At 36.4% G+C, this 24179-nt stretch carries 18 protein-coding genes; 11 read left to right on the forward strand and 7 right to left on the reverse strand.

All coding sequences use genetic code 11. The features are described from left to right. Window positions 1–7: 7 nt before the first annotated feature. The 3 genes from LCY76_RS02310 to LCY76_RS02320 all read right to left on the reverse strand — a co-directional run bounded on the left by LCY76_RS02310 (window position 8) and on the right by LCY76_RS02320 (window position 4835). Window positions 8–3325 (reverse strand): hypothetical protein, encoded by a 3318-nt coding sequence (locus LCY76_RS02310; protein WP_248251284.1) that lies wholly within the window; start codon window positions 3323–3325, stop codon window positions 8–10. After that, window positions 3325–4191, reverse strand: coding sequence for a DUF4007 family protein (locus LCY76_RS02315; protein ID WP_248251285.1), 867 nt, complete (start codon window positions 4189–4191; stop codon window positions 3325–3327). The genes LCY76_RS02310 and LCY76_RS02315 overlap by 1 nt, the downstream gene beginning before the upstream one ends. A gap of 419 nt (window positions 4192–4610) precedes the next feature. Then, complete coding sequence (locus LCY76_RS02320) at window positions 4611–4835, reverse strand: hypothetical protein (RefSeq protein ID WP_248251286.1); 225 nt, start codon at window positions 4833–4835, stop codon at window positions 4611–4613. Window positions 4836–5291: 456 nt separating this feature from the next. On the opposite strand from LCY76_RS02320, the gene LCY76_RS02325 reads away from it, so the two are divergent. The 3 genes from LCY76_RS02325 to LCY76_RS02335 all read left to right on the forward strand — a co-directional run bounded on the left by LCY76_RS02325 (window position 5292) and on the right by LCY76_RS02335 (window position 10323). After that, window positions 5292–6005 (forward strand): hypothetical protein, encoded by a 714-nt coding sequence (locus tag LCY76_RS02325; RefSeq protein ID WP_248251287.1) that lies wholly within the window; start codon window positions 5292–5294, stop codon window positions 6003–6005. A gap of 908 nt (window positions 6006–6913) precedes the next feature. After that, window positions 6914–7333, forward strand: coding sequence for a hypothetical protein (locus LCY76_RS02330; RefSeq protein ID WP_248251288.1), 420 nt, complete (start codon window positions 6914–6916; stop codon window positions 7331–7333). Between the two features lie 179 nt (window positions 7334–7512). Beyond that, window positions 7513–10323 (forward strand): DEAD/DEAH box helicase, encoded by a 2811-nt coding sequence (locus LCY76_RS02335; RefSeq protein WP_248251289.1) that lies wholly within the window; start codon window positions 7513–7515, stop codon window positions 10321–10323. A gap of 18 nt (window positions 10324–10341) precedes the next feature. Here the strand turns inward: LCY76_RS02335 and LCY76_RS02340 are convergent, their stop codons facing one another. Beyond that, a complete protein-coding gene (locus LCY76_RS02340; protein ID WP_248251290.1) occupies window positions 10342–10743 on the reverse strand; it encodes a (deoxy)nucleoside triphosphate pyrophosphohydrolase in 402 nt (133 codons plus the stop codon). 168 nt (window positions 10744–10911) lie between these two features. Here LCY76_RS02340 and LCY76_RS02345 point away from each other — a divergent pair, with 168 nt between their 5' ends. The 8 genes from LCY76_RS02345 to LCY76_RS02380 all read left to right on the forward strand — a co-directional run bounded on the left by LCY76_RS02345 (window position 10912) and on the right by LCY76_RS02380 (window position 21235). Next, window positions 10912–11976: a hypothetical protein gene (locus LCY76_RS02345; protein WP_248251291.1), complete on the forward strand. Its 1065-nt coding sequence runs from the start codon at window positions 10912–10914 to the stop codon at window positions 11974–11976. Between the two features lie 2 nt (window positions 11977–11978). Beyond that, complete coding sequence (locus LCY76_RS02350; RefSeq protein ID WP_248251292.1) at window positions 11979–13985, forward strand: McrB family protein; 2007 nt, start codon at window positions 11979–11981, stop codon at window positions 13983–13985. After that, entirely contained in the window at window positions 13969–15753 is a 1785-nt protein-coding gene (locus tag LCY76_RS02355; protein WP_248251293.1) for a DUF2357 domain-containing protein, read from the forward strand. The genes LCY76_RS02350 and LCY76_RS02355 overlap by 17 nt, the downstream gene beginning before the upstream one ends. 242 nt (window positions 15754–15995) lie before the next feature. After that, window positions 15996–17045 (forward strand): LacI family DNA-binding transcriptional regulator, encoded by a 1050-nt coding sequence (locus LCY76_RS02360; protein ID WP_091008341.1) that lies wholly within the window; start codon window positions 15996–15998, stop codon window positions 17043–17045. 324 nt (window positions 17046–17369) lie between these two features. Continuing rightward, window positions 17370–18716 (forward strand): L-fucose:H+ symporter permease, encoded by a 1347-nt coding sequence (gene fucP / locus LCY76_RS02365; RefSeq protein ID WP_248251294.1) that lies wholly within the window; start codon window positions 17370–17372, stop codon window positions 18714–18716. Between the two features lie 64 nt (window positions 18717–18780). Beyond that, window positions 18781–19803: an aldose 1-epimerase family protein gene (locus LCY76_RS02370; RefSeq protein WP_248251295.1), complete on the forward strand. Its 1023-nt coding sequence runs from the start codon at window positions 18781–18783 to the stop codon at window positions 19801–19803. Between the two features lie 12 nt (window positions 19804–19815). Next, complete coding sequence (gene rbsK / locus LCY76_RS02375) at window positions 19816–20736, forward strand: ribokinase (protein ID WP_062238998.1); 921 nt, start codon at window positions 19816–19818, stop codon at window positions 20734–20736. A gap of 103 nt (window positions 20737–20839) precedes the next feature. After that, window positions 20840–21235, forward strand: coding sequence for a VOC family protein (locus LCY76_RS02380; protein ID WP_248251296.1), 396 nt, complete (start codon window positions 20840–20842; stop codon window positions 21233–21235). 165 nt (window positions 21236–21400) lie between these two features. On the opposite strand, the gene LCY76_RS24105 is transcribed toward LCY76_RS02380, so the two are convergent. From LCY76_RS24105 to LCY76_RS02395, 3 genes are all read right to left on the reverse strand, one after another. Beyond that, on the reverse strand, window positions 21401–21532 hold the full coding sequence (locus tag LCY76_RS24105) for a branched-chain amino acid transport system II carrier protein (RefSeq protein ID WP_419714971.1): 132 nt from the start codon (window positions 21530–21532) through the stop codon (window positions 21401–21403). A gap of 288 nt (window positions 21533–21820) precedes the next feature. Further along, window positions 21821–22159, reverse strand: coding sequence for a hypothetical protein (locus LCY76_RS02390; RefSeq protein ID WP_248251297.1), 339 nt, complete (start codon window positions 22157–22159; stop codon window positions 21821–21823). 442 nt (window positions 22160–22601) lie between these two features. Continuing rightward, window positions 22602–24167, reverse strand: a complete 1566-nt coding sequence (locus LCY76_RS02395; protein WP_248251298.1) for a SagB family peptide dehydrogenase — start codon at window positions 24165–24167, stop codon at window positions 22602–22604. Window positions 24168–24179: the final 12 nt, after the last annotated feature.

Consider the following 24179-nt stretch of genomic DNA (forward strand, 5'->3'; position numbering starts at 1 on the left):
CATTTATTTATTTCATTTCTTTTAAAATACGGTATAAAATGTATTTTACTTCTTCTAGATTCATCGTTCGACCACCAGCTGTTACTATTCGCAGTAATTGGTTGTATATCGTATTACCTTTGACCGATAAATCAATTTCCTTAACAGTCGAAATAACCTGATCTCCTTCAATTATCTTTATCGTTTCTGAATCGGCTGTTGTTAATAGTTGCATTAATGTCGCAAAATATGAATCATATGTGACATCGGACCAATCTTCCAATCGAACACCTACCACATTTACAATAAATGAATCAAAATTTTGTTCCTGCTCTAAAATTTGAACTAGATCTAATAATTGTGGTGATCTTTTAATAGTGTCTACATGCTTCACTCGGATTTGTTCGACTTTTTTAACATTAAACACAGCAAATGTTTTTTTAAATAATTTCTTTTTGAACTCTTCCACGAAACCTTCTAAATACTCTTTAATTCCATAATATTGTTCTTTCGATAATGCTAAATTCGTGAATTCTTTACTCGCCAGTAACGGATCCATTTCGCTTGAGCGAATAATTTGTTTAAACTTTAAAACTTCAGCTGATTGTTTATTTGTAATTTGTGTGAATCGAGGTAATTTTAATAACCATTGATTTAATTCTTTAAATAAAGTATTCGGAGGTAGCGTATTCTCATAATCTAAATAAATTTTGCTCAAATTTTGAAGTGTCTCTATAATTTCTTCATTTAATGAGTAAATTTCATACTCATAAAATTCAGCTGACTGTTCAAGAATTTCGTAAAGTATCTGTGCATTCATTTCGGAAAGACTAAAATCATTAGAATAAAATGCCATCTGATGCCACTTATCTTTAAGTAATGCAACGATCAATAAAGGCACTAGTGGTGCACGAATTCCGAATGGTTCTAATAAAGCAATTGAAAATAAACTATAAATAGAATTTCGCTTCGAACTTTCTAAATGGCCTAGAAGTCTTTTACGCAATTCTGCAAGTTCACGGACGGGTTGTTTGTCTAAATCAACAAAGTTAAAGTTTAAATTTTTAAAAGTGGTTGCATAAATTAAATAATCCGGTCCATTCCCGGATAACTCAAATGTACCATCAAATGTTTGTTGGAGAATTTGTTCTAAAATACTTATTGCTGATTTGCGTTGAATCGCCATAATAGTTCGTTTATTAAAGCTTTCGTTTCGGATTTCTGGTGTATAAGGGAAACGATCAAACATCCATTTATCTAGGAATGATTCAAATTGATGCATGTTGTTAAACGAGACTTCTTGTCTTCCTAAATAATAACAAACGTCGTCTTTGTTAAATTTCTTTAATGGCTTAAACATTTGTTGGATAACAAATGTGATTGATTCAATTTGAAGCGTAATTTCTTTTTCTAAATTTGCATCTCTTTGTAAAATATCAGGCTTTTGTAGCATGTTATTTAAAACTAAATATTGATTGATATGCTCGCTTAATTTTACGAAATCAATGTTAGTTACACCGAACAGGATATCTTTGTTAATGTAATTCTTAATTCTTTCTTCTACTTGCTCTCGTTCATTTTGACTTCGAGTTATCACGTACAGGAGCATCCCGTCTTCATACGGATCTATTTCGAATGGCTGCTCTCCAAAGATAAATCGTATTTCAAAGTAACGAGTAATAGCTTTTGCATTGTTATAACCTAACGGAATGTAATATTTCTGTCCAAAAAGATTTTCAATCGCTTTAATTCGTAACTCATCGTCTAAAACCGATGATTTTTCAACCTCTTTATATATATCTTCCAATGCTATTAAAGAGCCTTCAAATAACTCATATGCTTTAGTAAAGGGATTTAAGCGCAATAACCTTACTTGGACTAACTCTTCAATTGATTTTTGTGCAGTCGCTTGATCGATGCCTAATGCAAATTGTAAAAAATCCGTTGTAATTGTAAAACGATTATTTAATATCTTCAATAACGTCGCTAATTTAACAACACGCAAAGATGGTTTCGACACTTTATAGCTAATCGCTAATCGATAAAATTTCATTGTATCGAGTGTTAAAATCATCGATTCGTCCGGATAAAAATATTCAAATAATTGATCTGCATAATACCAATTTCCCTGCATATTTTCTATTTTAAATTCATTTAGAAACATATACAAAGTTCTATCATTTTGTCCAAGTAAGTTTGAAATACCCGGTAATAGTTGTATTGTTACAGGATGAATTGGCTGACATCCTTCAATGATTGTGCCACCTATTTCTTCGGTTGTCATATTTGGAAAAAGGTTGTATTTCATAATTAAATATTGAAACTGTTCATAGTCGCTTGCTAAAAACATATCTGGCTTATAATCTTTAGGTTTGTTGAGTAATTTATGAGCAGAACGATAAAAGATAGATGAATCGCTTTCTAAACGATGCTCTAAAAAACGCTTCTCTACCCGTTCTAATTCATCTTGCGTTAAGTTCGTATTAGCATTTACATATTGCTGTAAACCCGTGTGTGTTATCATTAACAAAAATGCATTTTGTTGTCGATTAACTAGCTCTGCTAAGTCCTGAATATGCTGCATAGTTAAATGAATTTGCGCATTAGAAACTGTTTGTAAGAACCTTCCAAACTCATCGAATACAATTAATAAACCGGCCTTCTTCTTAGCCAGCTGTTCAAATATGTACTGTAATTGTTCTGTAAACGCAATTTTATGAGGATTATAATACACGGTTCCAAAAGCAATAGTAGGATAGATTTCTTTAAATAAATGAACTGCTGACTCAGAATTATTGTTTAATTCCTCTTTAAATTGTTCAATCGTGTACTGTGATTTCTGAAGATGATTTTCCAAACTTACATAAATATCATTGAAATCCTGTTCCCAAATATCTATTAATTCTAATATATATACTATGTCATTCTTGAGCGTTAATCCTATGCCATTTTCTTCGCATTTCCTTTGAATGCTTTCTAAAAGAATTGATTCAAAATCGCCCGTTTTGCCTGTAATCAATATAGGCAACCATTTTATTTTGTTTTTTATTAATGTTTCGCGTAAATCCATTTCTAATTCTGGACTTACAGTATTTACATCTTGAAAAAATTGCTTTATCGCTTTATTAATTTTATTTTGTGTGAGTAAAGATGTAATCATCGCACCAACTAAGGATTTTCCAGCCCCGTATGGTCCCACTAGCAAATGTGCATGTTGCTCTGTTTCAACTAAATCTTTAATCATTTGATCCATTATATCTAATTGTTTTATATTAGGAACATAATTCTCAAATAATTGGACTTTCCCGATATCATACATAATATTTATACTTGGTTGAAAGGACATTATTTAAATACCTCGTTTTTGTAAGCTACTTTAATTTCATTTAACCATGATGAATCTGTATTTAAACGAATAACATCTAAACGATTTGTTCTCGTAAAAATAACTGGGTAGTGTTTTTGTACTTCTTCTAATTGCTCAATAATTGCATCACGATTCAAATTAAATACTTTTCCCCATAACTCTTCCCCATTTATTAGATCGTTCAGACTCACTTCTTTTATGTTATGTTTTTCTGAATACCTTAAGAGGGTAATATACAGAACGTTTGATATTAAACTATAATGCGTTTCTGATTTAACGAAATTTGTACCTATCGTTTGATGTATTAATCCTAATGATTCAAATGGGCTTTTAATTACATCTTCAGGCGTTTGGTTAATATATTCTTTCGCTGTATAAAGTTGAATAAGACAATCTACATCTCGTTTTAATGAGTTTAGCGATACTTCTTTTTCAAAGTTCTCCTCCACCCAGTTTTTCAATTTTTCTACAAGCATTTGTTTGGAAAAAACACGCTCATTGAATACATTAAAAAACCAATACCAAGTGGATGCTTCGTTTTTTTCGGTTACTAGTAAATAGTGCAATATATATAATGTATACCTTGTTTTTATATAAGGATCATATTGAAAAATGACTTTTGCTAAATCAGTCATGACAAATTCAGTTTTAATAGAACGTTTTTCCTCGATTAATTGTGTTACGTTTAGCCAATGCCTAATTGATTTGGCCATGTTTTTTCCTACACCTAAAATTTCAAAATGTTCAGGTTCATAAAAAAAACGGGGGTTCTTTTTTATTTCTGTTAAACCTTTGGTAATCCATTGCTGCCTTAAATAGAATGTTTGGTGTTGACCAAAACCCATTTTTAAACGCCACCTTAAAAGCTTTTATTTTTCATAATAAAACAATTCACTTCAATTTTAACCTAAATAATACTCTAATGAGAGGCTTATTTTAAGGATATATTCTTTATATTTTACAATGAGTTATAAGGTATAAGAGGAAGGCTTGATTGATTTAATTCGAGGGCTTTTCATATTGGTGATTTATTTCCCATTTTATGGGGTTGATCTTACAAATGTATAGAGGTGAATATCATGATATAGTGTTGTCTGGAAAAAACATAAATGGACAAGCCCGTTAGGGTTTGCAGAAATATTAGAAAAAATTTATTCTTGAAACAAAGACGAAGAGTAATTGCTTATGCTGATATTTAACCTTTATAGAAATGAAAATTTAAAAACACGACAATTTGACAATAGAAGCATCCTTAATAATCTCATTATGTTTCTTCTTCCATTAATTGTTGCCGTTTTAATTCATAATCTTCTTCTGTTCCATATTTCCATTGAGCATCCAATAGTATTTCAGACCATTCATTTATTGGTATATTAGAATCTAAATACAACTTTTTAAGCATGAACTTCATCTGATGTTCATTGTATAGCCCATCATAATAATCAAGATATATTGCTTCTAGACAAGCTATTATTTCATGTATGTGCATAACATTTACATCCTTTTTTAAAGTTTTCTTCCGAACATCACAAAGAATAGACTAGTTTCATTATATCCTTTTTTATAGAATAAATCGTATAGCTAAGCGAATATCTATCACACATTCTTTAAACTACTTCATAATAAAAAATTTTGTTTCTACGTTGCTCCACGGGGTAGTGGTTGAAGAGAAAGCAGATGAATATATATGGACTGAAATAAAGGAAAAAACCAAGCGTGACAGCTCGCATAAAAAAATATAAATTCAATATAGTTAAAGGATTAAAAGAGCGTTTGGAGGAAATAGAAAATACATTGTATCTTTAATTTTGGATTTTAAGACTTTTGTTTAAAAATTTAAATTAAATTCTAACAAAGCTCTGTTAATAGCTTATTAAAAAGTTAACCAATTTATTTAAATACCGATACTATTATTAACTACTTAATAATAGATGAGGTATCTAAAATGAATAGAACTCTTACAGAAATAGAACTCGATTGTTTTGATCCTGGAGCTGCGATATTCTATTGTCTTGAAAATGCAGCAGAGACAATATTAATTGCAGAAGAATCTATATTTATTCAAGAGTTAAAAGAGGTTTTTAATAAATATGGGCAAATTTATAATGAAATTGAAGCTGTTAATGATGGAGTAAAAATTGAGAGATGTTTTTTTAAAGGGATCACTATACAAAGAGACAGGTTTAATAATACTGAAATACCAGACTTTTCAAATGTAGCGTGTCAAATTGATGGTTGCCTTGAAGAGTTATATCATATTTTAGATATTATTAATACAGACTGGTTATTAAAAGAAATATTAGAATTCGAACAAATACTTTTAGAATTTGGGGAAAAATGCAGAAAAGCAGAGATGTTTTTCAAAGATGTTCCTTGGTTTGAAAAAATTTTTAACCCAATAGTCTTTTATAAAACAATGATTGAAAGTGGTGATCCACAATACAAAAATTACTTTAAGAAGAAGTTAAGCCTTGTTGCTGTAATTAAACCTAAATCGAAAAAAATACATTCAACCAATAGGTGGAATTTTAGCAAAACCTCTTATCAATCAAGTGCTCCATTATTTGAACATGGTCGTTCACGAAATTCAATTAGAGTAAATAAATTATTTAATCCACAAGGAATTTTATTAGTGGGACCGTATAGCCGGTATAAATAAGAATGTTGGAACAACTAATCAACATGCATATTTAGAAACCGGATTTCTAAAACAAGTCCATTAAGAGGATAAAATCGGATATTGAAAAGTATTGTAGAATGGAAAGCATTTTAATATTCCTCAGTTAACTGTTCAGGTAGTTTCTCATAGGCATTTAAGACTCAGTTAAAAAAAACAGATGCAGCATCTAATTCGCTGCATCTGTTTTTTATTAATCACCTAATACTTTATTGATTTTTGACATGGATTTGTAAACTTGATTTTTCTTAGACTCACTAAATTTTTTTCGTGGAACGGTTTCTAAGTCTATTTTTACATCGATTAAATCATCCATTCAATTTTATGTAATTCAAATATGATAGTCCACGATTCGTATTTCTCTTCTGTATGCATCCACATAGTGAAATTTCCCAATAAGTAAATGAAAACTATCTCTTTGAAAGTATGTAAAGTATACAAATGGTTTCTTTAATCATTTCTAATTGTTGCTCATCAAGTTCCAGGTTTAACTTTTTTCTTTTGATCCCAATAAAGTTCACGTAACTGTTTTACATGTTCAGGTAACATTAATGAAATCCATTTCTGTCATGAAGGGGCATCTTACATCAACTCCTTACTTTAGTATACACCGCAAAATAGGAATGTAAGTTCCCTTTTTATTTATTTATCTTAGTAAGTACCGATATATTTATCAGGTGGGGTTAAATGGATAGTAATCTAAAAGTATTGAGACAGGTTACACTGATTAGTAAAATCATAATATAGGTTGGTGTTAATACTTTTGTTCATATCTGAACTTTGGTTTTATTCTCTTGGATTAGGAAGTTAATAAATAAATGATCTAAGATCTAGATTACCGGAATTTAACAATAAATTCTTTTACGTCTAAAAAATTGGAGGATCCAATATTGCAGGAACAGATAAGACATATGAAAAACGCCTACGCTCAACTTTATGAAATAGAAAATACTCTACGTTTAATCATTACTTCAACAATGGAAACAAAATACGGGGCTAATTGGTATAACATCATTTCAATTAAGCTTTTAAAAAGGAGACCTCATAAAGAGTTTATAAATCTTAATTTCCATGAATTAATTACTCTATTTAGAATCTCTCCTGAATTAATTAAAATTTTTCCAATAAATATAATTAAATCATTTCCATCAATCTATCCTATTCGAAATAAAATTGCACATTGTAAATATTTAAATGACGATGAATTATTAAAGTTAAATAATTTTCACCTTAGATTTATAAATGTACTCTCCAGTATGCAAAAGGTAAAAATTGACCGGTATAGTATTGAAACCTTTGGTAAGCATTGATTTAAGCAAATACATAGAATTTTTGTTTTTTGAATTTTTATTCTATATGTATATTGATTCCATTTTATTTTAAATTGATTATATGTAATACTTTTGAATAAGTGATTTTTAAAAACCGAACAAATGATGTTTGTAAATTGTAAACATTTGTTTAAAACCTTAAAAAGGCTGGAGTTAGTATGAACTTTGAAAAGAAATTAATTGTCAACTCAGACAAAGAGAATTTACTTACAGAATTAATAACATCTATGAATGAATGTGTTTCCTTTTATTTTAGCGTAGCCTTCGTGAATTTTAGTGGACTTCAACTTTTATTAGATCCTTTAAAAGAAGTGCAGGAGAGAGGGATTAAAGGGAAGATAATTACCTCTACATACCTGAATTTTACTGATGCCAAAGCTCTCGAAAGGTTAAGTGAATTCAATAACGTCGAACTTAAAGTTTTTGTCACAGATAAGGAACTAGGGTTTCATACTAAGGCCTATATTTTTGAATACAGTGATTGTTATAAGGTAATCATTGGTTCTTCAAATATTACGCAGAGTGCACTAAAAAGTAATATAGAGTGGAATGTTGAGATCATTGCTAAAGAAGATGCTCATTTTATCAAAAAGGTGCTAAATGAATATAATAATCTTTGGGATTATAGTACGTTGGCTAACGCTGAGTTTATTGCTCATTATGAAGAGTTTTTGAAGAGCTTAAAGAGAAGTCAGCTGACTCAGCAGATGATTTATGAAAATAAAGATTATATTATTCCTAATCGAATGCAGAAACGAGCGATTGAGAACTTAGATCGTCTAAGACATTTTGGAGAAAGTAAGGCATTGGTCATTGCAGCAACTGGAACAGGAAAGACATATATGTCAGCTTTTGATGTGAAAGCGTATCAGCCTAAAAAGCTATTATTTATTGTACATAGAGAAGAGATCTTACGAAAAGCAAAAGAAACCTTTGAAACCCTCCTACCTAATAGTAAAAAGACATTTGGCTTATTAACAGGGAATTACAAAGAAAAACATGCCGATTTTGTGTTTGCTACTATTCAGACGCTATCAAAATGTTATCACGAATTCTCTAGAAGTCACTTTGATTATGTCATTATCGATGAAGCGCATCATGCAACTAGCCCTTCTTATCAAGGTGTGATTGATTACTTTACTCCAGACTTCACTCTCGGTATGACAGCAACGCCAGAGCGTAGTGACAGCGGTAATGTATTTGATTTGTTTGATAATAATGTAGCGTTAGAAGTTCGGTTACATGAGGCATTAGAGGATGTATTAATTATTCCTTTTCATTACTTTGGGATTACAGACATAGAGTCTGTAGATTTAAGCGATGTAAATATTGATGATATTGCTGAGCTTACGAAACGACTTAAAGTAAATGAACGAGTAGATTTTATTATTGAGAAAATGAACTTTTATGGCCAAGATGGAGAGAAAAGGAAGTGTCTAGGATTTTGTGCAAGCATTGAACATGCTCAGTATATGGCTGCTGAATTTAATGCTAGAGGCTATAAAAGTGTCTGCTTATTTGGTAGTCATTCTCCAGAACAAAGGGAACGGTATGTTCGGAGGTTAGAAGATGATCAAGATGAGTTTGAATTTATATTTACAGTTGATATTTTTAATGAGGGGGTAGATATTCCTTCCATTAATTTAGTATTAATGTTGAGGCCAACAAACTCTCCAATCGTATTTATTCAGCAGCTAGGACGAGGGCTACGAAAGCATGCGAATAAATCATTCCTAACAGTTCTTGATTTTATAGGCAATCATAACAAAACGTTTTTAATTGCTATGGCCTTAAACGGAAGTCGTTATTATGACAAAGAAAGCTTAAAGGTTGCTATTGTGACAGGCTTTGCCAATGTGCCCGGATGTACTCATATTCAGATGGACAAAATCTCTCAAGAACGCATTTTACAACAAATCGATAACGAAAACTTCAATTCAATGAAGTATTTAAAGGAAGAGTACTTTGAATTTAAGAAACTAAATCAAGGTCATATTCCTTATTATCTAGTTGATTACTTAAAATATGACGGTGCTCCAGATCCGATTAAATTCATTGATAAAGAGAAGTCGTACTTACAATTTGTAGCCAAGGTAGAAAAGCATGATAAGTTAAAAACTCTATTACTAGATGATTTGTTTGAAAGCGCGATTAAAGAATTATCTAGCATGCTCCCTCTCAAGAGAATCTATGAGTTCGTTGTTATTAAGTATCTATTAGATTACGACGAAATGGATATCCATACAGCAAAAATGGAAATCTTAAAAATGATTAAGCATGTGGATGATGATAGCATTCTGCATGCCTTTGAGTGTCTTAATCAAAACTATTATGATAGTGGTCAAAAGAAAAGTAAGCCAAAGCTATTTCAGTTACAAGATATGGTGCTCAGGAAAACGGAGCCTTTTGCAAATCTCTTACTGAATGAGGAGTATAAAAGGTATATTGAAGATGCTATATTATACGGTATCTTCAGATATGAAAAAGAATATAAAGAAGAGTATTACGGTGTTCCTCACTTCAAGCTATATGAACAGTATCAAATGATGGATACCGCATTTCTTTCAAACTTTAGAAAGACTCATAGCTCTTTTCGGGGATCTGGTTTACTAGCCAATGGTAAAGAATACTTTTTATTTATCGATTTACATAAAGAAGAGAGTATTAAGGAGAGCTTAAACTATAAAGACAAGTTTCTTGATGAGCAACATTTCCAATGGCAATCTGTAAATAATACAACACAGGCGTCAGAAAGAGGACAAAATATCATTAAGAATAAAGAGAGAGGCGTAAATCTCCATTTATTTGTTCGCAAATTTAAGCAACTAGATAATAAAGTGGAGCCCTACATTTATATAGGGAAAGGTGATTCTATTGCCTATGAAAGCGAACGGCCTATAACTGTAAAAATTAAATTAGAGAATGAAGTGCCCGCTAGCCTTTATAATGAATTCACTATACAAGTATAGACTTCTCAGTTGAGAAGTCTATTTTTTTAGTTCTTCAATTAATCCTTCAACAGCTGGTATGTCAGCAGGTGCCCACTTTAATGACGATAAGTTATCTCTTTTTAACCAAATAAGAGTGGAATGCTCACTAGGTATAGGAGTCCCCTCGACAATTTTACTTTTAATCGCAATTAAGTTGATGGTGAAGGAGTCATATTCGTGAGTGTGATCATTAAAGTAATCAATAGTCTCAATGGTGCACCCTAACTCCTCTTTAATTTCCCGCTGAAGTGCAGAAAACATATCTTCACCTGACTCAACCTTTCCTCCAGGAAACTCCCACATGTTGGGTATAGACATTTCCGGTGACCTTAAGGCACATAAAATTTCATCTTTTTCATTTTCAATAATTGCAGCAACAACTTTAATGATTTTTTTCAAAACGTTCCTCCACAGAGATTAAAAGTTTATTTTGTATATAATAACATAGTTTTGAGGAGGGGAATTTATCATTTATTATTAGAAATTATCAAAATATGTTAGAAATTGTAATGTTTTGTTGGTATAATTTATCTAGGTAAAAATTACCACGAAACAAGGGGGATCATCATGAATGAAAAGGAAATATGGAAATGGATATTCGAAACAATGCCTCAGGGAGAGTTATTAACACTAGGAAAAACATGTAAAGTTAAAATAGCAGGGTTCAGGCAAATCAATTGGAAATCACAATTCAAAATCCTTAAACCAAAATTAATTAATAGTCTATTAGAACCACTTAAGATTAAAGCAATAAAAGAAATTACCAGAATGGAAGTTGAAGAAAATGATGAATATTACGAAATATTGACCAGTACAGAAACAAATTTAATTAATAATATATCCAATCAACAAGATGGAAGAAAAATATTGAGAATTTTATTATCTTCAATAGAAGAAGATAAACACAAACTGGCTTACACTTTGTTTGAAAATAAAGTACAAGGACTCCCAAATGAAGAGATAGAGGGGAAAAATGAAAAAAGTGAAGTAAAAACAGATGAAAAAAAAGAAAGAATTGTAAGTAAAGATATCAAATCACTTGAAACTCAAGTAAAGAAAAAAGAGATACAAATACAAGAATTGCAAAAGATAGCTTCAAAGGCAGAAAACAATTTAAAAAAAGAACGAGATAAGTGGGAGAAGGAAAAAAAACAATATCTTGAACAGATCCAGAATCTTAGAGAAAAAACTACAAATCAAGAAAATCAAATAAATGAAGATTTATCCAAAGTAAATTCGTCAAGTAAGGAAATATCTAAGCTTAATCAAATTCTCGTGGAAAAGCAGGATGAAATAAATCGCCTTCATGCTATATGCTTAACATTAAAATCGAACGAGCAAGTGGCTGTTACTGTAGAAAAACCCAAAAAGAAAATAGCTCTAATTGGGAATGAGAGAAGTCTTAAAAATGTTAACTGTTACAGCCACAATCCTGAAATTATTGAACCCGCAACTATTGATGAAATTGATAACAATGAAATTTGGAGTAAATTTGATGAAATTCATGTTATATCATTCGAATTAACATCAGGTAGACTTAGAAAACTTAGAAATATGGCATCTAATGAAGTATTAAAAGAATTTAATACAATACATAACTTAATTAGCTATGTAGATGCACAGGGGGTATAAGAATGATTAATCACAAAACATGGGATGTATTTTTATTAGGAACTTTAGCTGAAGATGAATATGTTGAACAGGAAACAGGCCGTAGAAAAGGTATATTTATTAACAGCCAGAATGTCATACAATTCTTAATAAAAGTTATTTCACAAGAACCGGATAATTTTCCAAATGAACGGTTATTTACGGGCTATGCTACAGATTTGGAGCCTTATGGATTTGTTGATGATTTAACAAAAATGGATTACCAAAGAGAAGAAAATTTTGTGAATTTTATTAGCGACTTTGTCCTTGTTTTTAGTCCTGCCAAGAAAATGACTACATCACAAAATGAGGTATATCATGCTAAAGATCTACAATTAAAAAGAAAAGTTGATAGCCATCTCGACAACGACACTTTGGTTCCCTTACCAGTTTTTAGCCAACAAAAGCATGGATATGACTATGAGGAATTTATTCAGCGTTTGTTGTCCAAAAGGTATGTGGGAAAAGTAGATAAGCTCTCTATCGAGCAGAATGATACACCACAATATATTTTATGGAAAGACGATAATGGTTCATACAAGGTAGTTGGAGATTTTGATAATCACTCATATGCACATGGGGGTTTTTGTTTTACATATGCAGATCAATTAAGATTAACAAGCTTAACGGATGACTGGATCGATGAATCTTATGAAGTAAATGATTCTATTATTTTTATAAATATTAATATGTTTGATTCATTGGAAGATCTGTTAAATCTGGATAATGCAGAAATTTTGGAACCAATAACTATTGCATCTGAAGAAGTTGCAGCTGCAGTTGCTGATCCTCCGGTACAAAAAGTAAGCGACTTAACGATGAACACCTTAAATACTTCTATATTGCCTGTTGATCATCAACCGATAGTAATAACTGATGAAACTGAGGACGAAGAGCATAAATTCATTGAACAGTTTATTCTTGTTACACGCGATAATGGGTTGCAGTATGAAGAAAAAGATTTAATTAATTTTCATACCGCAATGAAAACTTCTAATCTTGTTATTCTTCAGGGAATGAGTGGGACCGGGAAATCAAGATTGGTTTCCTCCTACGCAAAGGCACTCCAGATTCATAATGATGAGCAGCTAACCATTATACCTGTACGTCCTGCCTGGAGTGATGATGCAGACTTAATTGGTTATGTAGACTCCATGCACATGGTCTATCGACCAGGTGATTCCGGTTTGGTTGATACATTAATTAATGCATCCAAAGAAAGAAATAAGTTGTTTATTATAGGATTTGATGAAATGAATCTTGCCAGGGTAGAACATTATTTTTCTCAATTTCTATCTGTACTTGAAATGGAACAAGGTCGACGCGTATTAAAGCTTTATAATGAGAGCCTTGAAAACCGTCTTTACAATTCAGCCCAGTATCCTTCTTCTATTCCAATAGGAGAGAATATTATGTTTGTTGGGACTGTTAATATTGATGAATCAACTTATCACTTTTCTGATAAGGTGCTTGACCGCTCAAATGTTATTTCATTAAACGTGCTTCCTTATGATCAATTGAGAGAAATAAAAGAGGAACGGAAAAGAAATGACAGTTATGATAAAATCTCCATTCAGGCATTTAGTGGGTTTAAAAACAACAGCCAGGTTTTGCAACTTACAAGTGAAGAAACTGATTTACTTTGGGAACTACACACGGAATTTCAAAAAATTACTGTTAATATGGGGATCGGCCCACGTGTTGTGAGACAAATTGATATGTATCTAAAAAATTTACCACATAGTCTTTATTTAAATAGAAGACAAGCCTTTGATCTACAGCTGGTACAGCGTATTTTAACAAAAGTAAGAGGGCCGGAAGAATTCTTAAAAAATTTAATTGGGACTTACAATATAGAAACAGATGAACTCTCTGAAAGTTTATTAAGTGATATTTTATTGAAAAATAATAATGTATCTGATTTTGAAAAAACATTTAAAATTTTAAAGCATAAAGCGAAAGAGTTGAAAGTTAATGGATACACTTTCTAATCTCCCATTTATACTGGAATTTAATATTGGAAATAAACTTCCTAATCGAATTGTAGACTTTTATAGTGATGAAAACTCTGTCTCTGAAGATACTTTGTTAGAAATTACTGAAAATGTACCAGTAGAAGTTCTTTTTAAAAGTGAACATGAAGATTCAAAATTATTTTTTGAGGGTCTGGAGTCTATTCCAGAAAGGTTTGTCGAGGAGGAGGATGGAATACCTTATCTTGCGCCTGCTGAGTATCCTATTAAAATTTTTAAACAAGAATCTTACCCATTAATACCAGGAAAGTACCTATTGCGTGTGGACTGTCTGAGTATTAGTTATTACACTCTTGTAGCAGTAAAGCCTAATCGTGTTACGGAAGAACAGTGGGAGATAATGAAGGAAGAGGTTGAGGAGCAACTTTCGGGATTAGCACAAGATCTTATAAAAAGCAGAATGGGGTTAGTATATAAAGAGTTGAAAATGCTTGCTCCAAGGCAAATCAGTCAGTTTCTCATCCTTCAAAAACATTATGCAAAAGCACTTGCCGCTATTACTGATTTATATACGAAAGCAAACTATAGGATCAAGAAGAATTATCAAATGGTTCCTATTGAGAGGGTTAAAACAACTGATGAAAAGTCAGTAATTCATCGATTAAAATATCCTGAAAAACAGACCGAGCTTAAATCTCCAATTAACACATTTGAATATGATCTACCGGAAAATCGTTGGGCCAAAAAAATTGCTCAGTTTGTAATTATTAATTTGAAAGAATTTAATAATTTAGTTACAAGTTATGCAGAAAATATAAAGTTCGAAATTGACTATGAATTAAGGCCGTATGCTGAATTTCAAGAAAACACTAGGAACGTATTAATCGAAAAAGAAAAAGTACTATCAAAACTTGAAGAGTATTTAATTGTTACAAAAAAAATACAAAATGCTTTTCAAATGCTTCAGTCTGCTAAATGGTATCATGAAGTAAATGAACACAAGCCATGTCCTTTACCTCATGTTATGCAGCTAGATGCACGTTATAGAGTGCTTTACCAAATGTATAGAGAAATGAAGCAGGAAAAGCCTGAACTAGGCATTGATCCTATTTATGCTTTGCAATGGAAACGAACAGACAAATTATATGAAATCTGGGGATTTGTCCAACTCGTAAATGCAATTAAAGAGCTGGAGTTTAATCCGATAAACGGCTGGATATATAGTGGAGCGTTTAACCAACAAAAAAACTTAATACCGAATTTAAATGGTGGAACTACCATAACTTTTAGAAATGAAAAATTAATTCTCAAGTTAACATATGATGGAAAAATTCCTTATCAGCGGCAGGATACAGATCCTTTGAGTGAACCTTTATATATAAGTAGTAATAATAACCGTCCTGACTCCAGATTAGATGTATATGAGGAAGATATATATATTGGCAGCCTTATTATTGATTTTAAATATAGGTCAAAAAGAAGTGTATGGGATTTAGGGATCGTAAATACCAGTCATAAAAGCAAAACAATGTCTCAATTGTTAAGCTATGGGAGTTCATGTAAATCTATTCATTTATATGGTGCAAATAATGGTATAACCCACAATAACCCAATTCAAGAGGTATGGGCTATATATCCATCACAATACAATTCCAACCATCCTATAGAAGATTATGAGGATCATCATTTGCGTTTGATAAAGCTTAGTCCAATACACAATAAAGACTATTTGAAGACAGCTTTTCAAGAAGTAATAACAAAATTAATAAGCAGAAGAAATAAATAGAGATTTAGATGATTCACTTTGAAATAGCTCCCACCCAAGGGAGCTATTTCATTTAGTATGATTTAACATGTAAACGCATACAAAAACTTCTTGCTTTCTATCTTTAGTCATGCTAAATTATACCCAAGAACAAAAATCTAAACGTTTACATTATGGTTCAACCGGTCAACTAAGAATATTGCATATAAATTCTATTTTTTTCTGTATAAATCTAAACGTTTACATTTTAGGAGTTTTGTCCAATGGAAGGTAAAGCGAATATTCAGGATGTGGCCAGGCGGGCGAATGTGTCGATTGCGACGGTTTCTCGGGTAATCAATAACCAGGGCGGCGTGCGCAAGGTGACGGAGGAGAAGATCCTTAAGGCCATTCAGGAGCTCGGGTATATCCGCAATGCGGCGGCCCGCACGATGAAGAGCAAGGATACGAAGACGATTGGTGTCATTGTCCCTGACATCAGCAACCCGTTCTTTCCGCTCGTCATGGCTGGGATTGAACAGAAGGCCCGGGAGAAAGGGTACTTTGCCATTTTGAGCAGTACGAATGAGTCGCCGGTCGTGGAGGAAGAGATTCTGAAGAACTTCATCGAGCGCGGCGTGGATGGTGTCATCATTACGACGGCCAACGAGAACGGCGACCATCTAAAGCAGCTTCACGAGCAGGGCATTCCGATGGTGGCGGTCGACCGCAGTATTCAAAGCTATGATGTCGATACGGTGCTGGTGGATAACGTGAAGGGCTCGTACCAGGCGGTTCAGCACATGATCCTTCAGGGGCATGAGAAGATCGCAATCATATGCGGTCCGCAGAACACGACGCCGGGGCGTGAACGGTTCATCGGCTACAAAAAGGCACTCGAAGATTACAACTTGAAGCTGGACGAGCGTTACATCTTTCAAGGGGACTTCGGAGAGCGAAGCGGCTATCAGGCGGCTCACGAGTTTTACTCCCAGAACGACCGGCCGACCGCCATCTTCTCGTCCAACAACTTGATGACGACCGGGTGTGTGAAAGCCATCGGTGATCTGGACTGGAAGCTTGGCGAGGAAATCTCGTTTTTCGGCTTTGACGATGTGGATATTGCCACGTTCCTGAACCCGAAGCTCAGTGTTGTTTCACGTCCGATGAATGCGGTAGGGGAGATTGCGTTTCAGCTCCTGCATGAACGAATCCATTTTAAGGGTGAGATGCCGAAGCGGGAGTACAATCTGTCACCGGAACTCATTATTCGTGATTCCTCCCGGCTGCGTTTTCCGAAAGGTGCACACACTGGACAATCTCTTAAAAAGTAAATGAGGCACTGGAGCAGGTCACTCTGTGCCTTCTTGTTACCGGTTATCTGTAAGCGCTTTAATAAAGGCTCTTTTCTCAAAGATTGTTGCTTTTGGAGTTTATTATATACTTCATTGCTAAGAGTTGATTGGAGTGCAAGGTGCGAGACTCCTGCGGGAGTAGCGTGACAGGTGAGACTAGGTAGGCGTTTACGCCGGTCACAGGCTCACCGCACGCTCCGCGGAAAGCGAGCGGCCTGGAACGGAAATCAACGGCCCACAAGTGCAACAAAGATTAAGAAAACAGCCTTAATAAACTAAAAGTTAGAAAAGGGGATGTTACACATGAAGAACAACCAATTGATTCAACTGCCGGACGGTTACTTGAACCGCACACCGATTTTCCAGTTTATCCTTGTTTCCATGCTGTTTCCGTTATGGGCGGTTGCGGCGAGCTTGAACGATATTCTCATCGCGCAATTTAAACATGTGTTTGAATTGAGTGATTTCGCAAGCGCTTTCGTACAGAGTGCGTTTTACGGAGGCTACTTCCTCGTAGCGATTCCGGCGTCGATGGTTATTAAGAAAATGAGTTATAAGTTTGCGATCATGACAGGGCTTCTGTTTTATATCGTTGGCTGCTCGTTGTTTTATCCGGCGTCACACATGGGGACGTACACGATGTTCCTGTTTGCGATCTTCGCGATTGCGATCGGGCTAAGCTTTTTGGAAACAGCGGCCAATACGTACAGCTCGATGATCGGGCCGCGTCAATACAGCATTCTACGCTTGAACATTTCTCAAACGTTTTATCCGCTTGGTTCTATCGCAGGGATTTTACTCGGAAAGTACCTGGTGTTCCAGGAGGGGGCAAGCCTTGAATCACAGATGGCGAAGATGTCTCCGGCTGAAGCACAGGCATTTGGCTTGAAGATGCTGCAGCATACGCTTGAACCATATAAATATATTATTTTCGTACTGATTGCCATGTTTGTCTTGTTTGCCTTGACGAAGTTCCCGATCTGTAAGCCGGTTGCGAATCGTGCAAAGAGCGCAGAAAAGGCACCAGGAATCGGTCAGACGCTCAAATATTTGGCAGGCAACAAACGCTTCAAAAAAGGGATTGCAGCACAGTTTTTATATGTAGGAATGCAGGTAGCCGTTTGGTCGTTCACGATCCGTCTGGCACTTGATCTGAACCCGGATTTCAATGAGAGAACGGCTTCCAACTTCATGGTCTATAGTTTTGCGGGCTTCTTTGTCGGCAAGTTCATCGCGAACTTCCTGATGGCACGCTTCTCATCTTCAAAGGTCTTGTTCGGTTATTCCATTCTCGGATCGGCGATGCTGGCATATGTCATTCTCGTGCCGAACATGACGGCAGTTTACGCGGCCATCGTAGTAAGCATGCTGTTTGGACCTTGCTGGGCAACGATTTATGCTGAGACGCTTGAAGTGGTAGATAAGAAGTACACGGAAACAGCAGGGGCGATCCTGGTAATGTCGATCGTCGGTGGCGCGGTCATCCCAGCTCTTCAAGGGTACGCGTCTGACGCATTCGGCTCCATGCAGACGGCGTTCCTCGTATCGATGGCGTGCTTCGTATATGTCGGCATTTACTTCTTTGGTGAAATGAAGAAGCAAAAATCTGGAGTGAAGAAGACTGACGAAACGATCGAAGTGGCTCAGTAAAAATAGCAAACCTGCGTGGCAGCCGTTGCTGGCTGCCTGGACGGGTTAATTTAGCAGGAAAGGGATGCTAGAAATGAGAGGAACCATTGAACTTCAGCGCGAATTTTTTAAAGAAAGCAAAAAAGTAATCTATCGAGATCATGAATTTACAGCAAGCCTGTTCCGCTATCCGTCAGGGGTGGAGGCGATTGAGCTGACCAACTCACGGGGGCGAATGGTTGTGCTGCCGTATATGGGACAGATCATCTGGGATCTTGAGTTTGACGGTACAGATCTGAAGATGAAGAACATGTTCTCACAGCCGAAAAAGGTTAATGCGATCGTTGATACATACGGTTGCTTTGCGTTCCACTCCGGCTTGATCGCCAACGGCTGTCCTGGACCTGACGATGACCATGAACTGCACGGTGAAATGGCGTGTGCCGAGATGGACCGGGCATGGCTGGAAATCAGTGAAGAAGGAATCAGTGTTTGTGGGGAAACGGAGTATGTGAAAGGTTTCGGACATCACTATTTAGCGTCTCCGAGTGTTAAAATGATGAAGGAAAACTCATTCATTGAGATGAATATGAAGGTGAAGAACCTGTCAGGGTCCGGCATGCCGCTTCAATACATGTGCCACACGAATTATGCGTATGTGGATGGTGCAGAGATGAAGCAGAGCATTCCGGACGATTGCTTAGTGCTTCGGGAATCGATTCCAGCCCACGTGAAGCCGACCGAACAATGGCTGGCGTACAATAAAAAGCTGTTGAGCGGGGAAGAAACGCTGAACGTGCTGAACAAGCCGGAGATGTATGACCCGGAGATTGTCTTTTTTGCCGATAAGCTGGATGCCTACGGTGAGGAAGCAGAATTTGAGATGACGTCACCGGATGGCACGTCATTTTTCACGAAGTTCTCAACTGCGGAATTGAACCATGCGACGCGCTGGCTTTTGCATAACAGCGACCAGCAGGTAGGAGCGTTCGTCCTGCCTGCGACATGCCGGCCGGAAGGATTTTTGGCCGCAGAAAAAGCAGGAACATTGATCACGTTAGGTGCCGGGGAAGAGCGTTCCTTTACGGTCGTGACCGGGAAGAAATAAGGAGGAAGAAACATGGATATTGCAGTCATCGGATCCAACATGGTGGATCTCATTTCATACATTGATAAGATGCCGAAAGAAGGAGAAACACTTGAAGCGCCGGATTTTGAAATCGGATGCGGCGGAAAAGGAGCGAACCAGGCAGTAGCGGCAGCGAAACTTGGCTCCAACGTCATGATGGTTACGAAAGTCGGAGATGATTTGTTTGCCGACAACACGATCAACAACCTGGAGAAGTACGGCATTGATACGGAATTTACCGTCAAGGTGCCTGGTACCTCAAGCGGGGTTGCGCCGATCTTTGTGGACCCTGAGTCCAAGAACCGCATCCTGATCATTAAGGGAGCGAACCAGCATCTTTCACCAGAGGATGTGGATGGGGCGGCAGAAAAGCTGAAACAGTGCTCGCTTATCGTCCTGCAGCTGGAGGTTCCGCTACCAACGGTTTACCGTGCGATTGAGTTCGGAAACGAGCATGGGATTCCGGTGATCTTGAACCCGGCACCAGCTTCCAAGGAACTGGATTTTGAGTATGTTTGCAAAAGCGACTTTTTCATTCCGAACGAAAGCGAACTGGAAATCTTAACAGATATGCCGGTGGACACCGACGACCAGATTCGAGTGGCTGCCATGACCTTGATCGAACGGGGCGTGAAAAACGTGATCGTAACGATGGGAAGCCGGGGAGTGATGTGGGTGACAAAGGATGATGTTCAAACGGTAGCTTCACATAAGGTTGATGCAATAGACACAACGGGTGCCGGCGATGCGTTCATCGGCTGCTTCTCTCATTATTTTGTACAGAGCGGTGATGTGCTGGAGGCGATGAAAAAAGCGACGGCGTTTGCGGCATTAAGTGTGATGAAGCGCGGGACACAGACTTCATATCCAGGTTTGGAAGAAGTTGAAGAGTTTTTAAAAGAGAGAGTTTAAATTAAGAAAAAAGCAAGAAAAAGAAGGGAAGAACTTATCGTAAATCGAATTATTCCATGTTCTTATACTATTGAATAAGTAAGGTGAAAAATAGGAGGGAATCATGGGAAGATTAGTTCATTTTGAAATTCATGTAAGTGACATGGACCGTGCAAAGAAGTTTTATGGAGAGGTATTCGGATGGTCATTTCAGGATTGGAGTGAGTATGCAGGAATGCCTTACTTTGGAGCAGTAACTGGCGATGAGAGAGAACCTGGAATCAATGGTGCTTTGATGCAAAGGCAAAGTGCTTCCCCGGAAATCAACCAGGCGTTAAATGGATTTGCTTGTACAATGGGAGTGGAAGATTACGATTCCACGGAAGCTAAAATTATGGAGAATGGCGGCAAGGTGGCAATGCCCAAATATGCCCTGCCAGGAATGGCGTGGCAAGGATACTATATTGATACAGAAGGAAATATATTCGGAATTCATCAACCCGATGAGAATGCAAAATAGAATCTATGAAATTGAAGCAAGCACTATATCGGGTTTCTTAAATTAAATACGTAAACAAAGAAGCAGGTCCATTTTGGATCCTGCTTCTTTGTTCTATTATCCTCTTACACGGCTTATGAAGCTTTCAGTTCCTCTCCTACATCTGAAGGTTTCCTGCTGAATCGACTAATCCAGCCCTGCAGCTGTACCAACAAGTGCGGGTACGACCCATCCTAATCCTACAGAAGACAACGGCAGGAAGTCAGTCATCGTTTGAACAGGTTCCAGCTTCAGTCCAAACGCCTGTAACCCGCCGATGACGGCAAATACATCTGTAAATAAGAGGGCACTTCCGCGATCAACACGTCGTTAACGGATAAGCTGTGACAAGGACCGGCACTGAAACTTTAAGGATTGGGTTTAACCCCAGGTTTTAACAATTCAAATTATTTAATAGGAACGACTAGCACCTGTTACTTGAATATGACATATTATGCAGTAAACCCATGCTGACAAAAAGCACGGGTCTTTGGATAAGTTTAACTATCAGCAAATAAAGCTGGTGATAGGTGGACTTAGCAGGAAATAAAAAGAAAATATGTTTTCTTATTTGTTTCCGCTTAACGATTTAAATATATCATCACCTGGAGCAACAGGGGAAGAACAAGGAGCATCACCCTGCATAACACCAAACTCTGTTATTTCACAAATACTTATTACTAATTCTGTAAATGATATATAACCTGCCTGAAAACAACAACTCATCTTATCTGCATTCTTAAGGATAAGAACCGAATCGCACTTTACATCTTTTATAGTGCCGCGAGCTATATCGCCATTTCTTTCATAAACAACAACGAAGTCTCCTCTTCTTTTTTCTAGTTGTTCTGCCAGTTCTTCCACACAGTCACATTGACAATTTGATTTTTTATGGCTGCTTGACAAAGTACCCAACTCTCCCTTCAAGAGTAATGTAAATGAAATTTCTATATTCAGGATTCTTGCTTTTTGTTTCTATGTTTTATAGTTTAAAAGAAATTTCTATTTAAGATATTCAAGATTCATAGTTTTTGTTTGTATGCTTGTCTATTAAAACCAAAATCATTTAATAGATTCTAAAGAAAAATTGTAAAAAATGCCCATGACAAATTGAAAATGGCAAATAGAAAACATGCAAAAAAAGAGTGAAGGGCTGTAAGGCCCATCACTTTTTGGGGGATTTGGTGAGATTGAAGGCTCGTTTTTTCCCGGCTTTTTCTCCGAGCGTGGAGGAAGTGGAAGAGTTTAATCAAACGATTGTTTAATAAATAGTAAACCCTGTAAAGCGAACATAACCAATCTCTGCTTTACAGGGCTTGAAGAATTTCATCTAGTATAGGTAACCGCATCAGCCATGCAGGCTTCCCTGTAATCTGGGATGTGGGCTGAAATGGCCCAAAGGGATTTGGAGCAGGCTGGTTTTTCCTTTTCCACTCAGTTTATAGAGGTCATCATAGGATTGGACATCAAATCCGAGAAGGGGATGCCCGCCCATATTTAATGCCGAAGCTGCCAGAAGCAGGTGCTGAGACAGAATTCCAGCTTCCATGTGCTGAATGCGATGTCCCCTGTATCCATAAGCGTTCTTGTAATGATCCTTAGGGCCGGAGATCGTGAAGGAAAGTGGAACTTGAGTCATGTTTACAGTATCAGCAAGCAGTCCGTCTTGCAGCCGGCATCGGAAATCACCCTCCTGAATAGGCTGTAATGCATGGTTGGATCCATCATAAGAATAGGAGCCATTGGGTACACCTTTTATGTTATACATACAACAATAGAGTGAAACACGGTAAGGAGGTTTCTGAAAAGAATTGTCTAGATCATTTCGGTAAGAAAAAGTGGAGAAGGCTTCGAATAGAAGGGCTGATAAGGTTTGTTGGTTTACGGGTTTTTGAACAAAGTCCATTCCAGGCGAATATCGATTTCGGCAGGCGGAAGAGAAATCATACGATAACCGGTCTACACGAGGCAGCAGGTGAAACGGATGTGCTGGCTCTTCTTTCTTTTCTTTTTCCATTTGCTCATGAGTGGGGAACGAGTCCAGCATGCACGCTTCATTCATCTTAATCAGCATGGGATAGTCGCTGATTTTCTTGGAACGGACGTAATGCTGATGGTCAAGTGGTTTCAGTTCACCGCATAACGAAGCAGCAGTGGAGGGTTCCTCTGTTTCATCACTCGTAAACCAGTTCATGGCTGGATCAACGGAAAGAGGAATCACCGCATACACACTTTCTTCTTGCTCGGATAGTCCTAAAAGATGATGAATGGCACGGTCAAGAAAATGGTAATACACCCCCGTCTCAAAGCCCATGCGTCTTCCTGTTTCCAGCAGCTGACCGATCATAAAGCCGGTATCCAGCCCTTGCAGACGGTAAGAAAAGTTATGGTATTTGAAAAAATTCTTCCAAAAAAACGTGGAGCTAAATACGGTGCCAAAAGTGGAGGACACGTCACAGCGATTGCCCAGAGCTCTGTTCAAGTAGCTGTCAAAATTCCCTTCCCTTAAACAAACTAAACGATGGTGTGCAGCATCATAGTGATAAATGCCTTCAGGGAGATCCTTGATTTTCAAATAGATGTAAAGTTCGCTTGGATACAGTGCACCGCCGGATGGAGCAAAGCGCCGGTATGCTGTCCATTCTTCGGTTTGTTCACCAAAAGGAAGCGTTTGGCTAACCTGTGTAAGCCCGTAGGTATATTTAAGAAAGTGACTCATTTCTTGGAGATTCGGTTTGGCGTTTCTTTTCTTTTGTTCGAGATGGAGCGGAATATCTGCGGGTAATTCCACTACAGGCAACCCCCGGTAAAGCTTATAGGGAAGGGGGGCGTCGTCCCAATTCGCCTCCCATTCCCGGGGTTTTATTTTGTCAGATTCATAATGCAGGTTATGCAAAAATTCATCGAGGTTCATTCCTTTTCCCCC

The sequence above is a fragment of the Fictibacillus marinisediminis genome (assembly GCF_023149135.1).
In the GTDB taxonomy this organism is placed as follows: Bacteria; Bacillota; Bacilli; order Bacillales; family Fictibacillaceae; genus Fictibacillus_C; species Fictibacillus_C marinisediminis.